The sequence below is a fragment of the Cellulomonas sp. P2_F12 genome (assembly GCF_056403775.1).
This window is the reverse complement of the sequence record NZ_JBFUEV010000008.1, coordinates 34,544-48,787: the sequence shown is the minus strand read 5'-3', so window position 1 is coordinate 48,787 and position 14,244 is coordinate 34,544. Positions and strand designations below refer to the sequence as shown.

At 72.0% G+C, this 14,244-nt stretch carries 13 protein-coding genes and 1 tRNA gene; 5 read left to right on the top strand and 9 right to left on the bottom strand.

The annotated features are described in order from the left end of the window. Nucleotides 1-40: 40 nt before the first annotated feature. The gene (locus AC1DWH_RS15825; protein ID WP_477094480.1) at nt 41-1,099 is read left to right on the top strand and encodes a hypothetical protein; all 1,059 of its coding nucleotides are present in this window, start codon (nt 41-43) and stop codon (nt 1,097-1,099) included. Here the strand turns inward: AC1DWH_RS15825 and AC1DWH_RS15820 are convergent. From AC1DWH_RS15820 to AC1DWH_RS15795, 6 genes are all read right to left on the bottom strand, one after another. Next, the gene (locus AC1DWH_RS15820) at nt 1,069-1,539 is read right to left on the bottom strand and encodes a hypothetical protein (RefSeq protein WP_477094479.1); all 471 of its coding nucleotides are present in this window, start codon (nt 1,537-1,539) and stop codon (nt 1,069-1,071) included. The genes AC1DWH_RS15825 and AC1DWH_RS15820 overlap by 31 nt on opposite strands. Before the next feature lie 109 nt (nt 1,540-1,648). Next, nucleotides 1,649-3,346 carry an ABC transporter ATP-binding protein gene (locus AC1DWH_RS15815; protein ID WP_456845779.1) on the bottom strand — a complete coding sequence of 566 codons (1,698 nt, stop codon included), beginning with the start codon at nt 3,344-3,346 and terminating at the stop codon, nt 1,649-1,651. Continuing rightward, nucleotides 3,343-4,431, bottom strand: a complete 1,089-nt coding sequence (locus tag AC1DWH_RS15810) for an ABC transporter permease (RefSeq protein ID WP_477094478.1) — start codon at nt 4,429-4,431, stop codon at nt 3,343-3,345. The genes AC1DWH_RS15815 and AC1DWH_RS15810 overlap by 4 nt, the downstream gene beginning before the upstream one ends. Then, nucleotides 4,431-5,546: an ABC transporter permease gene (locus AC1DWH_RS15805; RefSeq protein ID WP_477094477.1), complete on the bottom strand. Its 1,116-nt coding sequence runs from the start codon at nt 5,544-5,546 to the stop codon at nt 4,431-4,433. Before AC1DWH_RS15805 ends, AC1DWH_RS15810 begins: the two co-directional genes overlap by 1 nt. Nucleotides 5,547-5,634: 88 nt before the next feature. Continuing rightward, nucleotides 5,635-7,287, bottom strand: coding sequence for an ABC transporter substrate-binding protein (locus AC1DWH_RS15800; RefSeq protein WP_456845776.1), 1,653 nt, complete (start codon nt 7,285-7,287; stop codon nt 5,635-5,637). Between the two features lie 140 nt (nt 7,288-7,427). Further along, a complete protein-coding gene (locus AC1DWH_RS15795; protein WP_477094476.1) occupies nt 7,428-8,651 on the bottom strand; it encodes a cation:proton antiporter in 1,224 nt (407 codons plus the stop codon). A gap of 76 nt (nt 8,652-8,727) precedes the next feature. Here AC1DWH_RS15795 and AC1DWH_RS15790 point away from each other — a divergent pair, with 76 nt between their 5' ends. Continuing rightward, nucleotides 8,728-8,892 carry a hypothetical protein gene (locus tag AC1DWH_RS15790; protein ID WP_456845774.1) on the top strand — a complete coding sequence of 55 codons (165 nt, stop codon included), beginning with the start codon at nt 8,728-8,730 and terminating at the stop codon, nt 8,890-8,892. Further along, nucleotides 8,889-9,902 carry a UbiA prenyltransferase family protein gene (locus tag AC1DWH_RS15785; RefSeq protein ID WP_477094475.1) on the top strand — a complete coding sequence of 338 codons (1,014 nt, stop codon included), beginning with the start codon at nt 8,889-8,891 and terminating at the stop codon, nt 9,900-9,902. The genes AC1DWH_RS15790 and AC1DWH_RS15785 overlap by 4 nt, the downstream gene beginning before the upstream one ends. Before the next feature lie 3 nt (nt 9,903-9,905). Here the strand turns inward: AC1DWH_RS15785 and AC1DWH_RS15780 are convergent, their stop codons facing one another. Then, nucleotides 9,906-10,469, bottom strand: coding sequence for an N-acetyltransferase family protein (locus tag AC1DWH_RS15780; RefSeq protein WP_477094474.1), 564 nt, complete (start codon nt 10,467-10,469; stop codon nt 9,906-9,908). 79 nt (nt 10,470-10,548) lie between these two features. Here AC1DWH_RS15780 and AC1DWH_RS15775 point away from each other — a divergent pair, with 79 nt between their 5' ends. Together AC1DWH_RS15775 and AC1DWH_RS15770 are read left to right on the top strand one after the other, a co-directional pair. Next, nucleotides 10,549-11,478 carry an SDR family oxidoreductase gene (locus AC1DWH_RS15775; RefSeq protein WP_477094607.1) on the top strand — a complete coding sequence of 310 codons (930 nt, stop codon included), beginning with the start codon at nt 10,549-10,551 and terminating at the stop codon, nt 11,476-11,478. A 111-nt stretch (nt 11,479-11,589) separates the two neighbouring features. Then, complete coding sequence (locus AC1DWH_RS15770; protein WP_477094473.1) at nt 11,590-13,665, top strand: RCC1 domain-containing protein; 2,076 nt, start codon at nt 11,590-11,592, stop codon at nt 13,663-13,665. A gap of 21 nt (nt 13,666-13,686) precedes the next feature. Here the strand turns inward: AC1DWH_RS15770 and AC1DWH_RS15765 are convergent, their stop codons facing one another. Together AC1DWH_RS15765 and AC1DWH_RS15760 are read right to left on the bottom strand one after the other, a co-directional pair. After that, complete coding sequence (locus AC1DWH_RS15765; RefSeq protein ID WP_477094472.1) at nt 13,687-13,923, bottom strand: DUF7455 domain-containing protein; 237 nt, start codon at nt 13,921-13,923, stop codon at nt 13,687-13,689. A 150-nt stretch (nt 13,924-14,073) separates the two neighbouring features. Beyond that, a tRNA-Lys gene (locus AC1DWH_RS15760) sits at nt 14,074-14,146 on the bottom strand. Between the last annotated feature and the right edge of the window lie 98 nt (nt 14,147-14,244).

Sequence of the window (14,244 nt, the reverse complement as noted above, 5' to 3'; positions counted from 1 at the left end):
GTGCCGCCGCGGGGGTGTCGGCATCGTTACAGTCCCCACCATGGCGAACGCGAGCACCCTCGACTGGACCGTGTTCGTGCTGGTGGTGGGCCTGCGCCTGGTGGTCCCGCTGTTCATCCCGAGGTTCCCGCTGCCCGCGATCCTGGCCGCGCTGGTCATCGACGGCGTGGACAAGTCGATCTTCGCGGCGTTCACGGGCCTGTCGCTCGACAACTACCAGTCGTACGACAAGGCGCTCGACATCTACTACCTGACGATCGCCTACCTCGCGGTGCTGCGGAACTGGCGCAACCCGTTCTCCGTGGGCGTCGCCGCGTTCCTCTGGTACTACCGGCTCGTGGGGGTGCTCGCGTTCGAGATCACCGGCGCGCGCTGGCTGCTCATGGTCTTCCCCAACACCTTCGAGTACTTCGTGATCGCCCTCGAGGTGGTCCGCACCCGGTGGGACGCCGGCCGGCTGACCAAGGCGGCGGTGCTGTGGACCGCGGGGCTCATCTGGGTGGTGATCAAGCTGCCGCAGGAGTGGTGGATCCACGTCGCGCAGCTGGACTTCACCGACGAGTTCAGCAAGCTCGTCGACGAGCGGCCGTGGGTGTGGGGCGTGCTGGCGGTCGTCGCCGTCGTGCTCGTCGTGGTCGGCCGGCGCCTCGCCCCGCGACTGCCGCCGGCGCAGTGGCCGTTCACGGTGGACGCCGACGTGGTCGCGGCCCACCTCGGCTGGGTCCCGCGGCGGCCCGTCGCCGCGGCGCCGAGGGATGCGCGGCACCTCGTCGAGAAGGTCGTCCTGGCCGGGCTGGTCACGCTGATCATGTTCGAGTCGTACCCCCGCGTCGAGGGCCGGCTCTGGGTGGTGGCGCTCGTCGTCACGGCGACCGTGCTGGTGCACGCGGCGCTGGCCCTGCCGCGACGGCGTTCGCTGGGCGTGCAGGTCGTGGTCAACACGCTGATCAGCGTGGTCGCGATGCTCGTGTTCGCCGCCTTCGCGACCGGGCAGCGCGCGGCGGTCTCGGTGGGCGACGTGCTGCTGTTCGCGTACCTGGTGGCCCTGATCGTGACCCTGTACGACCGCTACGCGGCGAGACGCGAGGCCTGCGTCTGACCACGACGTCGCGCCGCGGCCCCGAGCGCCGCCAGCGCGATCGTCAGCGCCAGCAGCGCCTCCAGGGAGATCGCCACCGCGAACCACGGGGACTGGTACGCGTGCGGCGCCCGTTGGCCGAGCGACCCCTGCATCGCGACCGTGTAGCTGCCGCCGCCCTCCCAGCGCCACCAGACCCAGCCCAGCAGCGCCGCCGGCACGACGGACAGCACCGCGAACCGCGGGCCGCGCCACACCACCAGGACCGCGACCGCGACGACGAGCACGACGGCGGTCAGGCGGACGACGGCGACCCCGGGCGGGACCTTCGCCGCCACCATGAAGAGGCCGGTGGAGCTCGTCATGTGCTGCGGCGGGGCCCACAGCGGGATCGTCGCGACCACCGAGAGCACGGCGAGCGTGCGGACGAGGCGCGCGCGAACGGGCTGGTCAGGGGGCATGCCGACCACGCTAGGCCGGTCCGTCGACCCCCGGGGAGGGCCGACGGCCGCTGTCACCCGTGCGTGCGCCGGGTACCCACGTCTGCCGCAGCGGCGAACCGTGTCGACGTCACCCGTGCGCGCGCAGGTTGCGCCACTCCTCCCGGCGGGCGGCCTGCTCGACAGGGTTGGGCACCGGCAGCGAGGCCAGCAGGCGCTGGGTGTAGGGGTGCTTCGGCGCTCCGAGCACCTCGTCGCCCGTGCCCTCCTCGACCAGCACGCCGCGGTGCAGGACCGCGATGCGGTGGGCCAGCAGGTCGACGACGGCCAGGTCGTGGCTGATGAACAGGCACGCGAAGCCCAGCTCGGCCTGCAGGCGGGCGAACAGGTCGAGCACCCGGGCCTGCACGGACACGTCGAGGGCGGAGGTCGGCTCGTCGGCGATGAGCAGCTCCGGTCCCAGGATGAGCGCGCGGGCGAGGCTGGCGCGCTGCCGCTGGCCGCCGGAGAGCTCGTGCGGGAACCGGTCGCCGAACGCCTTGGGCAGCTGCACGGCCTCCATGAGCTCGTCGACCCGCGGCCGCGCCTCCTGCGGGTTGGGCGCGAGGCCGTGCACCACCATCGGCTCGGCGACGCACTGGGCGATGGTCAGCAGCGGGTTGAAGCTCGTGGCCGGGTCCTGGAAGACGAACCCGATGCGCTTGCGGACCGGCTTGAAGGTCTTCTCCTTGACGCCCAGCATCTCGACGCCGTGGACCTTGAGCGATCCGCTGCTGACCGGGGTCAGACCCGCGATCGCGCGGCCGATGGTCGTCTTGCCGCTGCCCGACTCGCCCACCAGCCCCAGCACCTCGCCGGGCCGGATGACCAGGTCGACGCCGTCGACGGCCGTGAACGCGGGCTGCCGCAGCCGGCCCGGGTAGACGATCCGCAGGTCCGTCGCCTCGACCACCGGGGTGGCCGACTCGTCGACGGTCATGGCCTCGAGCTCGTCGGCCACGCGCACCCGGTCGCGCAGCCGCCGGCCGCCGACCCGCGGGACCGCGTCGAGCAGCTTGCGCGTGTAGGGGTGCTGCGGCGACGTGAACAGCGTGTGCACGTCCGCCTGCTCGACGATCTCGCCGTTGTACATGACCGCGACCCGGTCGGCGAGGTCGGCCACGACGCCCATGTTGTGCGTGATGAGCACGATCGCCGAGCCGAACTCCTGGGGGAGCCGGCGCAGCAGGTCGAGGATCTCCGCCTGCACCGTGACGTCGAGGGCGGTGGTCGGCTCGTCGGCGATGATCAGGCCCGGGTCGAGCACCAGCGCCTGCGCGATGACGATGCGCTGCTTCTGGCCGCCCGAGAACTGGTGCGGGTAGTGGTCGACGCGGTGCTCGGGGTCCGGGATGCCGACCAGGCGCAGCACCTCGATGGCCTGCTCGCGGGCGTCGGCCTTGGACAGGCGCCGGTGGGCGCGGATGCCCTCGGCGATCTGCCAGCCCACCGGGAACACCGGGTTCAGCGCGGTGGACGGCTCCTGGAACACCATCGCGGCGTCGCGTCCCCGGACCTGGCGCAGGTCGTCGGGGTTCATCGTGATGACGTCGTGCGTGGCCGAGCCGTCCTTGCGCGTGAGCAGGACGGCGCCGCTGGTCAGCGCGGTCTCCGGGAGCAGGCCCAGGATCGAGCGCGCGGTGACGGTCTTGCCGGAGCCCGACTCGCCGACGATCGCGAGCACCTCCCCGGCCGCGATCTGCAGCGAGACGCCCTCGACCGCGCGGACCGTGCCGGAGTCGGTCGCGAAGGAGACGTGCAGGTCCTTGATGTCGACGACGTTGGTCATCCCCGCTCCTTCGGCTCGTCGTACAGGTCGGACGGTGCCTCGAGCTCGTCGATGGTCCCGAAGTCGTCGTCGGCAGCCCCACCGGGGACGGCGACGACGGGGCTGACGGCGCCCGCGGCCTTGGCCCGACGGCGGGTGCGCAGACGCGGGTCCGCGAGGTCGTTCAGCGACTCGCCGACGAGCGTCACGCCGAGCACCGTGAGCACGATCGCGACGCCCGGGGGCACCGCGGTCCACCAGATGCCGCTGGTCACGTCGGAGAGCGACTTGGACAGGTCGTAGCCCCAGTCGGCCGCCGCCGTGGGCTCGATGCCGAAGCCGAGGAAGCCCAGGCCCGCCAGCGTGAGCACCGCCTCGGAGCAGTTGAGCGTGAGGATCAGCGGCAGGGTCCGCGTGGAGTTGCGCAGCACGTGGCGACCCATGATCCGCACGTGCCCGGAGCCGATCACGCGGGCGGACTCGACGAACGCCTCGGCCTTGACCCGCACCACCTCGGCGCGGATGACGCGGAAGTACTGCGGGATCATCACGACGCTCAGCGAGATGGCGGCCGCCATCACACCGCCCCACATCGACGACTGGCCGCCGCTGATGACGATGGCGACGACGATGGCGAGCAGCAGGGAGGGGAACGCGAACAGCGCGTCGGCGATCACGACGAGCACACGGTCGATCCAGCCGCCGAAGTATCCCGACGTCAGGCCGAGGAGGACCCCGGCGAAGATCGAGAGCAGCACGGCCATGATGATGACGAGGAAGGCCGGGCGGGCACCCCAGATGGTCCGCGAGAGCACGTCGTACCCGCCGACCGTGGTGCCCAGCAGGTGCTCGGCGGACGGCGGCTGCTGCGAGCCGAAGTTCACGCCGTCGGCGGACAGCTGCGAGTAGCCGTAGGGCGCCAGCAGCGGGGCGAACGCGGCGGTGAAGACGAAGATCGCGACGAGCACGAGCCCGACCAGCAGCATGGTGCGCTGCAGGCCGACGCTCGTGCGGACCTGGTGCACCACGGGCAGGCGCTTCCAGAGGGACACGTGCTCAGGAGCCGCCGGAGCGGCGAGCACGGCTTCGGGGTCGATGACGGTCATCAGTACTTGATCCTCGGGTCGACGAGTGCGGCGATGACGTCGACGATGAAGTTCGTCAGCGCCACCACGACGGCGAGCAGCACCACCAGGCCCTGGACGGCGACGAAGTCGCGCGCCAGCAGGAACTGGACCAGCTGGAAGCCGAGGCCCTTCCACTCGAACGTGGTCTCGGTGAGCACCGCGCCGCTGAGCAGCAGCGCGATCTGCAGGCCGATCACCGTGATGATCGGGACGAGCGCGGGCCGCCACGCGTGCTGGCGCAGCAGCCGGCGCTCGTTGACGCCGCGCGACCGGGCCGCCTCGACGTAGCCGGTGGACAGGGTGCCGATGACGTTGGTGCGCACGAGGCGCAGGAAGATCCCGCCGGTCAGCAGGCCGAGCGTCAGGGCGGGCAGGATCGCGTGCTGCAGCACGTCCCACACCGCCGACGGGTCGCCGGTGCTGATCGCGTCGACGATGTACAGGCCGGTCCCCGCGCCGTTGCGCTGGATCGCGATCTGCGCGTCCGTCGAGGCGCGGCCGGCGACGGGAAGCCAGCCCAGCCAGACGGAGAAGATGAGCTTGAGCAGGATGCCGGCGAAGAACACGGGCGTCGCGTACGCGATGATCCCGGAGACCCGCAGCGAGGCGTCGACGCCGCGGTCGCGGCGCGCGGCTGCGATCCGGCCCAGCGGGATCCCGACCAGCAGGGCGACGATGAGCGCGTAGAACGCGAGCTCGAGGGTCGCGGCGCCGTAGGTGAGGACCACCTCGGTGACCGGCTTGTTGGTCGAGATCGTGGTGCCGAAGTCGCCGCGGAACAGGTGGCTCAGGTAGTCCCAGTACTGCACGAGGATCGGCCGGTCGTACCCGGCGGCGTGGATCCGCTCCTGCAGCTGGTCGTGCGTGAGCCGCCCGCCCAGGGACGCGGTGATCGGGTCACCGGTCGACCGCATGAGGATGAAGACGGTGGTCACGAGGATGAAGATCGTCGGGAAGATCAGCAGGAACCGGATCAGCAGGTAGCTGCCGAGGTGCCCGCCCCCCGATCGCTTGCTCGTCGCCGCCGGGGTCGCCGGCGCTGCGGGATCGCCGGGCGCGACGCCGGTGGGCGCTCCGGTGGTGGTGGAGGTCATGGTTCCTGCCTGTTGTGGTGCGGACGAGCCGGACGGCCCCGTCCCCGATTGTGCTCGGGAACGGGACCGTCGGCTGGTGGTGCGGGTGTCAGCTCTTCGAGAAGGCCGCGTAGCGGACCTTGAACGACGCGTCGAGCGTGTCCTCGGCACCGGAGACGTCCTTGCCGACGACGGCCACCTGCGAACCCTGGAGCAGTGGGACCGTGGACAGGTCCTTCGCCTCGAGGTCCTGGATCTGCTCGATGAGCTTGGTGCGGGCGGCCGGGTCGGTCGTGGTCGCCTGCTGCAGGATCATGTCGTTGACCGTGGGGTTGTCGTAGTGGTTGGCCAGGAAGTTGTCCTTGAGGAAGAACGGCGTGAGGTAGTTGTCCGCGTCCGAGTAGTCGGGGAACCAGCCGAGCTGGTACGCCGGGTACACGTCGGCGGTGCGGTCCTTGGAGTACTGGACCCACTCCGTCGTCTGCAGGTCGACCTTGAACAGGCCGGTCTTCTCCAGCTGCTCCTTGATGAGCGCGTACTCGTCACCCGACGACGGGCCGTAGTGCTCCGTCGCGTACTGCAGGCTGAGCGCGACCGGCGTGGTGACGCCGGCGTCCTCGAGGGTCTTCTTGGCCTTGTCGGCGTCGGGGCCGCCCTGACCGTCGCCGTAGAGGCTCTTGAGGGAGTCGGTGGCGCCCGTCAGACCGTCCGGGACCTGCGAGTACAGAGGCGTGTAGGTGCCCTTGTAGACCTGCTCCGACAGCGGCTTGCGGTCGACCAGGTCGGCCACCGCCTGGCGGACCGCGAGGGCCTTCGCCGGGTCGGCGTCGTCCGTCTTGGTGCCGTACGGCTGCGTGTCGAAGTTGAAGACGATGTAGCGGATCTCGCCGCCGGGTCCGTCGACGACCTTGACCTTGTCATCCGTGCGGAGGTCCGCGATGTCCGTCGCCGAGAGGCTGCGGAGCGCCACGTCGATGTTGCCCTCCTGGATGTCCAGCTTCAGGTTCGACGCGTCGGCGTAGTACTTGAGGTTGACCTCGTCGGTCTTGGCCGGCGGCAGGATGCCCTTGTAGTCGGGGTTCGCCTTGAACGAGACCAGCGAGTTGAAGTCGTAGCCGGTGATCGTGTACTGCCCGGCGAAGGCGTCGGCGTCGACGATGTCGCTGTCGGGCGTCACCGCGTCGGGGGAGAAGGACTCCTCGTCGACGATCGGGCCCGCGGGGCTGGACAGGATCTGCGGGAAGATCTGGTCGTCCGCCGCCTTGAGGTGGAAGACCACCGTGGTGTCGTCGACGGCCTCGGTGCTGTCCAGGTTGTAGAGCAGCGACGACGGGCCGTTCTCGTCCGCGATCTTCAGCTGGCGGTCGAACGTGAACTTCACGTCGGACGACGTCAGGTCGTGCCCGTTGGCCCACTTGAGGCCCGGCTTGAGCTTGACGGTGTACTCCGTCGGCGCCGTGAACTCGGCCGAGACGGCGATGTCCGGCTCCACGTCGGGGCTGCCGTACGGCGAGTTCAGGAGGAACGGGAAGACCTGGTTCTGCACGGCGAACGAGCCGTTGTCGTACGAGCCTGCCGGGTCGAGGGTGGTGACCTTGTCGGTGGTGCCGATGGTCAGCGAGCCCCCGGCGGCCGAGGTGCTGCCGCCGTCGCCCCCGTCGTCGTTGTTGTTGCCCGAGCACGCGGTCAGCACGAAGGCCGTCGCTGCGATTCCCGCGGTCGCCGCGATGATGCGGCGACGAGATGGTGCGAGGGAGGACATGCGCTACCTCTTCTGTCAGGGCCGCGGGCGCGCAGGTAAGCGCCCGCCGGCTGGGATTCTCAGTGGGCTATGGGTAGCACACAGATGTTGCAAGCATCACGAGGGTCTTACCAGTAAGTAACATCCACATCTCGGGATGGTCACGATCGGTCGGAGATTTCCCGCGGGACGCCGTCCTCGTCGAGGTTCTCGGGCTCCGGCGACCGCACGCCGAGCAGCCGCGCGGCCGCCGGGCCGGTGGAGCCATAGACGACCGCGGTGGCCAGCACCACGCCGAACACGACCGGCACCAGCTGCGGGAACGGCTTGCCCGCCTGCTCGAACTGGAGCGTGAACACGCTCGCGGTCGACACGGCCACGATGCCGCGCGGCGCCATCCAGCCGACCATCAGCCGCTCGTTGCGGGTGAGCACCGAGCGCGCCGTCGCCAGGCCCGCCGCGAGCGGGCGCAGCGCGACGACGAGGAGCGCGACGAGGACGAGCGTCAGCGGGAGGTAGTGCAGCAGCGCGTCCAGGTCGACCCGGGCGGCGAGCACGATGAACAGCGAGCCGATGAGCAGCAGCCCGACGTGGCTGCCGAACTCGTGGAGCGCGTCCAGGCGGACCCACGGCTGGTTGGCGAGCGTGATGCCGAGCATCGTCGTCGCCCAGAGCCCGGACTCCTCGTGCACGGCCTCCGCGGCGGCGAACGCGGTCAGCGCCATCGCGACGCCGAGCGCGACGTGGGTGGCCGCCGGCGCCCGGCCGAACCGGATGATCAGCAGGAAGAGCACCGCGGCGGCCAGCCCGGTGACGATGCCGGTGAGCGCCGTCCGGCCCAGGCCGGCGCCGTCGTTGTGCAGCGCCAGGTGCATCATGCTGAGCGCCACGGTCGCGCCGACGGGGTCGATGAAGATGCCCTCGAACGCCAGCACGGACTCGAGCGGCTGCTTCGGCCGGATAACGGCCAGCAGGGGGCCGACGACGGTGGGGCCGGAGACGATGAGGATCGCGCCGATGACGGCCGCCCTGCCGAACGGCAGGCCGAACACCCAGTGCGTGAGCAGGGTGGCGCCGACGCCGGTGGTGATCGCGCCGACGGTGACCAGCCCGAGCACCGGCCGGCGCGCGCCGCCGTGCAGCCGCGAGAGGTCGAGCTTGAGCGACTCCTCGAACAGCAGCAGGCCGACCGCCATCGACACCAGCGGGAACAGCGCGTCGCCCAGGATCGCGTCCGGGTCGACCCAGCCCAGCACCGGTCCCACCAGCAGGCCGAGCCCCAGCAGCAGGATGATCGACGGGATGCGCGTGGCCTTGCCCAGGATCTGGCCGAGGACGCCGAACAGGACGATCGCCGCGATGCCGGCGGTGAACCCGAGCTCCATGCGAGCCATTGTGTCGGTCTGCCGGCCCGTCCGGCCGTCGGGATACGCTCCCGCCACCCGACCGGGAGGAGCGCCCGTGCCCACCGACGACCAGCCACCGCCTCGACCGCGGCGCGCCATGACGGTCTGGCAGGGGGCGGGGCTCGTGCTCGCCGTCGTCCTCGGGATCAGCGGCCTGGCCGTGGTGGCCGTCGGCGTCCTGTTCGTGGTGGGCATGAACCAGTGGGCGAGCAACAAGTGAGGGGCGACCTGCGAGCGCACGTCCGACTCGTGGTGCTGATGGCGCGCCCGGCGCTGGTGCTGCTGGCCGGCAGCTACGCGGCCATCGGTCTGGCGCAGCACGGCGCGGCCGACGACGCGTGGCGCACGCTCGGCGTCCTGGTCGTCGTGATCGGCTACCTGCTCGCGTCCGTCGTCCTGAACGACCTCGCCGACGTCGCCGTCGACCGGATCAACTTGGCGGGCGACCGGTCCCGGCCGCTCACCACCGGGAGCACGCCGCGCGAGCTGATGCTCGTCGCCGTCACCGGCGGCGTCCTGGCGCTGGCGTGCGCGGTGGCGTTGGGCTGGCCGGTCGTCCTCGTGCTGGTCGCCGGGCTGCTGGTGGCGGCCGCGTACTCGGTGCCGCCGCTGAGCTTCTCCAAGCGCGGGGTGGTGGCGTCCCTGGTGCTGCCTCTGTGCATCGTCGGTGTGCCGTACCTGGTGGGGCTGCTCGCGGCGGACGCGCGGCTGCGCCCCGCGGACTTCGCGCTGCTCGGTGGCCTCTACGTCGCGATCATCGGCCGCCTGCTCCTCAAGGACTTCCGCGACGTGCGCGGCGACACCCTGCTGGGCAAGCGCACGTTCCTGGTCCGGTACGGCCGACGGGTCACCTGCTGGACCAGCGCCGTGCTGTGCGTGCTCGGCGGCGCGGTGCTGATGCTCGCGGTGCCGGACCGGAGCGCGGCGCTCGTCGCGGTCTACGCCGGCGGGCTGGCCGTGGTCGTCTGGTTGCTGGCGCGGCTGGCGTCGAGCACCGGACCCCGCCAGGACACGGTGCTCGTGGCGGCCGTCGCGATCATCGGCCGCGGGCTCCTCATGGTGCTGCTCGCGCACCTGGCGATGCGGCCGCTCGGCTGGACGCTGCTGCAGCAGGCCCTGGTCGTGCTCGCCCTCGGGGTGCTCACGGTCGGGCTCGCCTCGGACATGCTGCGGTACGGACCCCGGGTGCGCGGCACGGCTCCCGTGCTGGACCACTCCCGCGTGGGCTGAACCTCAGAGCTCGCGGCGCATGACCACCCGCGGGCGGCCGCCGCTGTGCCCGGTGGTCGGCGCGGCGCGGGCGAACCCCGCGGACTCGAAGAGGCGGCTGGTGCCGACGTAGCCCGAGATGACGTCCACCCGGTCGCTGGTGCCGATCTCGATCGGGTAGCCCTCGACGACCTCCGCACCGCTCGCTCGGGCGTGGGCGACCGCACCCTCCAGCAGCTCGTGCATGAGGCCCTGGCGGCGGAACCGGGGCCGGACCACGAAGCAGACGACGCTCCACGCGTCGCGCTCGTCGACGAACGGGATCGTGCGCGAGCGCATGAGCCGCCGGTAGGTGCTGCGCGGCGCGACGGAGCACCAGCCGGCCACCTCGCCGTCGACGTACGCCAGCACGCCCGGGCCCGGCTCCTGCGCGCACTCGTCGCGCATGTACTGCCCGCGCTCCTCGGAGGGCACCCGGCTGTCGCGGTACGCCATGCACCAGCACCCGCCGCCGCCCGGCTTCTTCACGCCGACGACCTCGAAGAAGTCGTCGTAGCGCCCGAACGCGGGCAGCACCTCCACGGCCATCGGGCCAGGCTACGGACCGCCGCCGACAGCCGCCGCGCGGCTCGTGATGACAGCGGCTGACATGAAGCGTATCGTCGTGATGACAGTCCATGACATCACCAAGGAGCTCTTCATGCGCGTCTTCGTCACCGGTGCCTCCGGCTGGATCGGTTCCGCCGTCACCGCCGAGCTGCTCGACGCCGGTCACCAGGTCGTCGGCCTCGCCCGCTCGGACCGGTCCGCCGGGGCGGTCGCCGCCGCCGGCGCGTCGGTCCACCGCGGTTCCCTCGACGACGCCGAGGGCCTGCGCGCCCCCGCGTCCGCGGCCGACGCCGTTATCCACCTGGGCTTCAACCACGACTTCTCCGACATGGCCGGCGCCTGGCGCACCGAGCGCACGGTGGTCCAGACGTTCCTCGACGTCCTCGAGGGGTCCGACCGCCCGTTCCTGCTGGCGTCGGGCGTCGCCGGGCTCACCCCGGGCCGGGTCGCGACGGAGCGCGACCCCAGCACCCAGCGCGGGCCGGAGAGCATGCGCGGCGGGGCGGAGAACCTCGCCCTCGACTACGCCGACCGGGGCGTCCGCTCCGTCGGCCTGCGCTTCGCACCGACCGTGCACGGCCAGGGCGACCACGGGTTCGTCGCCGCCCTCGCCGGGATCGCGCGCGCCACGGGCGTGTCGGGCTACGTCGGGGACGGGTCGGCCCGGTGGCCCGCAGTCCACCGCCTCGACGCCGCGCACCTGGTGCGGCTCGCGCTCGAGGGTGCGCAGGGCGGGACCGTGGTGCACGCCGTCGGTGAGGAGGGCGTGGCGACCCGCGAGATCGCCGAGGCCATCGGCCACGGGCTCGGGCTGTCCGCGACCTCGATCGACCCGACGGCCGCGGCCGAGCACTTCGGCTGGATCGGCCGGTTCTTCGCCCTGGACACCCCGGCGTCGAGCACCCTCACCCAGGAGTGGCTGGGCTGGGAGCCGACGCATCCTGGTCTGCTCGAGGACCTCGAGGCGGGGTTCTACACCTCGGTGTGACAGGTCGGGACCTCTGGCCCTGGGGAGGCGGTCGTCGGTGGACGACCGTGGAGCCCGAAGTCCCAGCGACGGGGCGGGCCCCCGCTGCGGGCGCTGGCGCGGAGGCGCGTGATGTCTCGTCGGGTTCTGGTGGCGTTCTTCGTCGGCGTGCTCGCCGTCGTCCTGGCTCCGGCGGCGGTCGCCGTGGAGCCCGGGGTCGCCGTCTCCTTGCTGGTGACCACCTCGGCGACGGCGGTGGCCGGTACGCCGCTGACGGTCACGGTGACCGCGGTCGACGCCACGGGCGCGACGGCCACCGGGTACGGGGGCACGGTGGCGCTGACCACCGACGACCCCCGAGGGCCGGTCCTGCCCGCCGCGTACAGCTTCACCGCTGCCGACGCGGGCGTCCACGCCTTCGTCGGGCTCGTCCTGCACACCGCCGGTACGCGGCTCGTGACGGCGACGGACCAGGCGGGCCTCGCGGGCTCGGCGTCGCTCCGGGTGGCAACCGGCCCGGCGACCGTGCTGCAGCTCGAGGCCCCCTCGCGGGTGTCGGCCGGTGTGCCGTTCACCGTCCGGGTCGCCGCCAAGGACGCGTGGACCAACCTGGTCACGTCGTACCGCGGCACCGTCGGGCTGACCAGCACCGACCCGAAGGCCGTCCTGCCGGCGGCGTGGACCTTCACGGCCTCGGACGCGGGCAGCCGCGACCTGCCGGTCACCCTGGTGACTGCTCCGAGCGCGCTGATCACCGCGACGGACCCGGCGCTCACGAGCAGGTCGATCGTCGGCGTCGCGGTTCAACCGGGCCCTGTGGTGACGCTCGCGGTGCAGGCGCCGGCCGAGGTCACGACGGGCGTCCGCTTCCCGCTCACCGTCACGGCGAGGGACGTCTTCGGCAACGCGGTGCCGACGTACGCCGGCACGATCGCACTGGCCAGCACCGACACCGGTGCGGGCGGCTGGTTCACGCCGAGCCAGTACCGGTTCGTCGCCGCCGACGCGGGGACCGTCACGTTCTCGGGCCTGCGGGGTGTCGTTCTCGCGAACCCCGGGACCCGCACGATCACCGTGCGTGACCTCGCGGCCCCGGCGCTCGTCGGCACGGCCACGCTGACCGCCCGGCTGCCCGCCGGGCACGCCCTCTACACATGGGGCGCGAACGACTTCGGTGAGCTGGGCACCGGATCGACCACCGCGAGCCACAGCCCGGTGCGGGTCGGCACCGAGGCCACCTGGGCGCGAGTCTCGGTCGGCGGCCACCACACCGTCGCCATCAAGTCCGACGGGACCCTGTGGGCCTGGGGTCTCAACACCGACGGGGAGCTCGGCGACGGCACGCGGAACCCGCACACCACGCCGGTCCGCATCGGGTCCACCAACCAGTGGGCGTGGGTCTCCGCAGGCCCGTCGCACACGCTCGCCCTCAAGCGGGACGGGACGCTGTGGGGCTGGGGCCGCAACTGGACCGGGCAGCTGGGCAACGGCACCACCACGAGCCGGCTCAGCCCCGTGCGGATCGGCACCGGGACGCACTGGGTCATGGTCTCCGCCGGGGCCCAGTACACGCTGGGGCTGCAGAGCGACGGCACCCTGTGGGCGTGGGGCGACAACACGCACGGTGTTCTCGGCGACGGGACCTTCACGCGGCACCTGTCCCCCGTCCGGGTCGGCACTGAGGCTCGGTGGGTGTCGATGTCTGCCGGTGGCCTGCACAACGTGGCGATCCGCAGCGACTCCACCCTGTGGGCCTGGGGCTCCAACGCGTACGGGCAGCTGGGTGACGGTACGCAGACCGACCGGTCGCGTCCGCTCCAGATCGCGCCCACGCGGCTGTGGTTCGCTGCGTCGGCGGGTGGCGTGTCCTCGCTGGGACTCGGTGGCTACCACCCGGCGGCGCGCTCGGTCTTCGCGTGGGGTCGCAACGACGTCGGCCAGCTCGGCGACGGCACGACGACCAACCGCCTGACCCCGACCTACCTCCCGCGCAACGCGTGGTGGCAGGCCTCGGTGCTGGTGGCGGGCGACCAGGACGGCTTTGTCGTGACGACCGGCGGCGCGCTCGTCGGGTGGGGCAAGAACTACTTCGGCGAGGTCGGCGACGGCACCACGACGATGGCGCCGACGCCGGTGCGCATCGGCACCTCGAACCGCTGGGTGGACGTGACGACCGACTTCAGCCACTCGGCCGGGCTGCGCGACTGACCCGGCTCGGGCGTCGTCCGGTCAGACCCGCTCGGCCGGCTGCTCGTCGATCCGGTGCCGCTCGTCCTGGATGGTGGCGCCGGCGGCGACCAGCTTGAGCTCGTGGGCCCGGAAGTGGTGGCCGCAGAACAGCAGCTCCATGCCGTCGGCCGACGGCAGGGTCGCCCGGACGTACGCCTGGGCGCCGCAGCGGTCGCAGCGGTCCTGCCGCGTGAGCTGGGCGGTGGTCGTGCGCTGGTCGGCAGTCGCGGTGGTCATGGACGGACACCTCGTCTCGCTGGGGGAGCGGTGCTCGTCGGGAGGACGGGCAACGCCTGTGCTGCCCATTCGAACTGTCCGCGACCGGTCACCATTCCGGATCGGTGTTCGCTCAGCGGGGAACGCACCGGGGTGGGTGGTCCGGGTCGGTGGGCCCCGTGGGGATCGAACCCACAACCCGCGGATTAAAAGTCCGCTGCTCTGCCAATTGAGCTAGAGGCCCGGTGGATGGGGAGCGTAGCCGGGAGAACCCTCGGGACAACTCCCGTTCGGTTCAGGCGCTCCCGGACGGCCCGTCACCTTCGCCTGAGACCCTACGAC

Excerpts from the sequence above, each read along its gene's own strand:
- AC1DWH_RS15810 (WP_477094478.1), bottom strand. The coding sequence starts at position 4,431 with ATGACCGTCATCGACCCCGAAGCCGTGCTCGCCGCTCCGGCGGCTCCT.
- AC1DWH_RS15775 (WP_477094607.1), top strand. The coding sequence starts at position 10,549 with ATGACAGTCCATGACATCACCAAGGAGCTCTTCATGCGCGTCTTCGTC.
- AC1DWH_RS15765 (WP_477094472.1), bottom strand. The coding sequence starts at position 13,923 with ATGACCACCGCGACTGCCGACCAGCGCACGACCACCGCCCAGCTCACG.
- AC1DWH_RS15820 (WP_477094479.1), bottom strand. The coding sequence starts at position 1,539 with ATGCCCCCTGACCAGCCCGTTCGCGCGCGCCTCGTCCGCACGCTCGCC.
- AC1DWH_RS15805 (WP_477094477.1), bottom strand. The coding sequence starts at position 5,546 with ATGACCTCCACCACCACCGGAGCGCCCACCGGCGTCGCGCCCGGCGAT.
- AC1DWH_RS15815 (WP_456845779.1), bottom strand. The coding sequence starts at position 3,346 with ATGACCAACGTCGTCGACATCAAGGACCTGCACGTCTCCTTCGCGACC.
- AC1DWH_RS15825 (WP_477094480.1), top strand. The coding sequence starts at position 41 with ATGGCGAACGCGAGCACCCTCGACTGGACCGTGTTCGTGCTGGTGGTG.
- AC1DWH_RS15780 (WP_477094474.1), bottom strand. The coding sequence starts at position 10,469 with ATGGCCGTGGAGGTGCTGCCCGCGTTCGGGCGCTACGACGACTTCTTC.
- AC1DWH_RS15770 (WP_477094473.1), top strand. The coding sequence starts at position 11,590 with ATGTCTCGTCGGGTTCTGGTGGCGTTCTTCGTCGGCGTGCTCGCCGTC.
- AC1DWH_RS15795 (WP_477094476.1), bottom strand. The coding sequence starts at position 8,651 with ATGGAGCTCGGGTTCACCGCCGGCATCGCGGCGATCGTCCTGTTCGGC.
- AC1DWH_RS15800 (WP_456845776.1), bottom strand. The coding sequence starts at position 7,287 with ATGTCCTCCCTCGCACCATCTCGTCGCCGCATCATCGCGGCGACCGCG.